Here is a 1,835-nt window from a genome sequence, read left to right as displayed (position 1 = left end):
ATGCCCGGCGAGTCCAGCGGCACCAGGAACATCGTCAGGTTCTTGTGTTTTGGCGCTTCCGGATCCGAGTTAGTCAGCAAGAAAACGTATTTCGCGTTGTGGGCATTGGACGTAAACATCTTGGAGCCGTTGATAACCCAGCCAGCGCCGTCGCGAACGGCGCGAGTCTTACAGGTCGCCACGTCGGAGCCGCCCTCCGGCTCGGTGTAGCCCAGGCACAGCCGGACGTGGCCGGACAGCACCCCGGGCAGCACCTCCTCGGCGAGCCCCGCGGATCCGAACTGCTGCACTGCCCGCGCCACCACGGCGGTGGTGCCCCAGTGGAACCACGGGGTGTGGGCCCGGCCGATCTCCAAGTCCCAGATCCGCCGGCGCACCGCGTTGAAGCCACCCTCGGACTCGTCCTTCCAGTCGGCGGCCAGATAGCCTTCGCCAGCCAGTGCCAAGTGCACGCCCTCGTCGAAATTCTCCCCGGTCTCCCGGTCCCGTCGGCGCACTTCGTCGGTGACGTGGACGGCCAGAAACGCCCGCAACCGATCGCGGAATTCCTTGTCCTCCGCGGAGAGTTCGACGCTCGCAAAGTCCATGAGTGCTACAGCCGCGCCTCGGTTTTGATCGCGGTGTCGCTGGCGCGCGGCGGGCGGATCAGCGCGTCCTGTGCGAACGAGGCGATCAGCTCACCCTCTTGTGTGTGCACGGCGCCGCGCACATACGACATGCCCGCGCCCACCTGGGTGCTCTCGTGCGTGTACAGCAACCAGCCCGACCAAGACACCGGCTCGTGGAAGCTGACCGTCACCGTCATCGGCGCGGTGGACACGGTCAGATGCGACTGGCTGGTGCCGATGCCAGCATGGGCGCGCATCGTGGTCGAAATGCCCAAATGGCCGGTGAAATATGCGATCAGCGCCTTAGCCAAATCGTCGCGGGTGGGAATCGGGTCATAGTGCAGCCAGGCGTACAGCTCCGGCGGCCCGACTTCGTCGGGGCTGTTGACATCGACCACGTCGACCAGCCGCAGTTCCCGGCCGGCCATCGGCATCGGCGAGACGTTGGAGTCGGCCGGCGCGGCCACCTCAGGGCGGGGCAACTGGTGGCGAATCACATCGGCCGACGGGATGTCGACGAGCGCGGTGACGGTGATGCAGCGGCGGTCGTTCTGCTTAACAAAGACCACCGCGGTCGCGGTGGAACGGCCTTCGTGCACGACGTCGATATCGAATTCGACTGGCGGCCCAACCATTACGGCGCGGGAGAACACCGCGTGCGCCGACCGCACTGACTTGTCCGGAAAACGCTTGGCGACCGCGACGATCACTTGTGCCAGCACCTGGGTGCCTTCGACCACCTGCCGTTCGTCCGCGCCGGCGATGCCGGTTTCAGCGGTGAAGCGGTCGGCTCCGTCGGCGCGCGCATCGAACAACTCGAGGAGACCGGCGACCGACCACTGCTTCTGCTCAGATTCCGTCGTCACCTAGCGAGCGTGACATTTTCATCGAACATTGTAAAGCCTTATCGCGGCCCACCCGCCTCAGCCCGCGTCGATCACCAGGGTTGCGAATCGCTCGATGGTTTCGGTTACATGCGCAACGCTGTCGCCCGGCAACCCCACTTGCAGCCAGGTGACGCCGAGGGTGGCCAGCTTCTCCATTCCGGCCAGGTAAGCGTCCGCGTTGAAGTCGTCGTCTGCCGGGCTGCCTCCGTCGAAGTTGGTGAATACCACGTCGAACTTCGACCAGTCCCGGCCCGCCGCGTCGACGCGGCGGCGCAGGTCGGCGATGCCGTCGGCCAGGCCTTGCACCGAGTCGAGGGCTGCGGTGCCAGCAGTCTGGGCC

The 1,835-nt window shown here is 65.9% G+C and carries 2 protein-coding genes and 1 pseudogene; all 3 read right to left on the bottom strand.

What is annotated here, in order from left to right; translation table 11 throughout:
• The coding region (locus tag WAN71_RS04965; protein ID WP_422224263.1) for an acyl-CoA dehydrogenase family protein at window positions 1-587 on the bottom strand (587 nt) is incomplete at its 3' end.
• A gap of 5 nt (window positions 588-592) precedes the next feature.
• The gene (locus WAN71_RS04960; protein WP_422224262.1) at window positions 593-1,474 is read right to left on the bottom strand and encodes an acyl-CoA thioesterase; all 882 of its coding nucleotides are present in this window, start codon (window positions 1,472-1,474) and stop codon (window positions 593-595) included.
• 57 nt (window positions 1,475-1,531) lie between these two features.
• Window positions 1,532-1,835: pseudogene (locus WAN71_RS04955) on the bottom strand (LLM class F420-dependent oxidoreductase); the annotation flags it as partial.

It is taken from the genome of Mycobacterium sp. (genome assembly GCF_049280035.1).
Classification (GTDB): Bacteria; Actinomycetota; Actinomycetes; order Mycobacteriales; family Mycobacteriaceae; genus Mycobacterium.
Note: the sequence above shows the minus strand (reverse complement) of the source record. Positions and strands in the feature narration are given on the sequence as shown.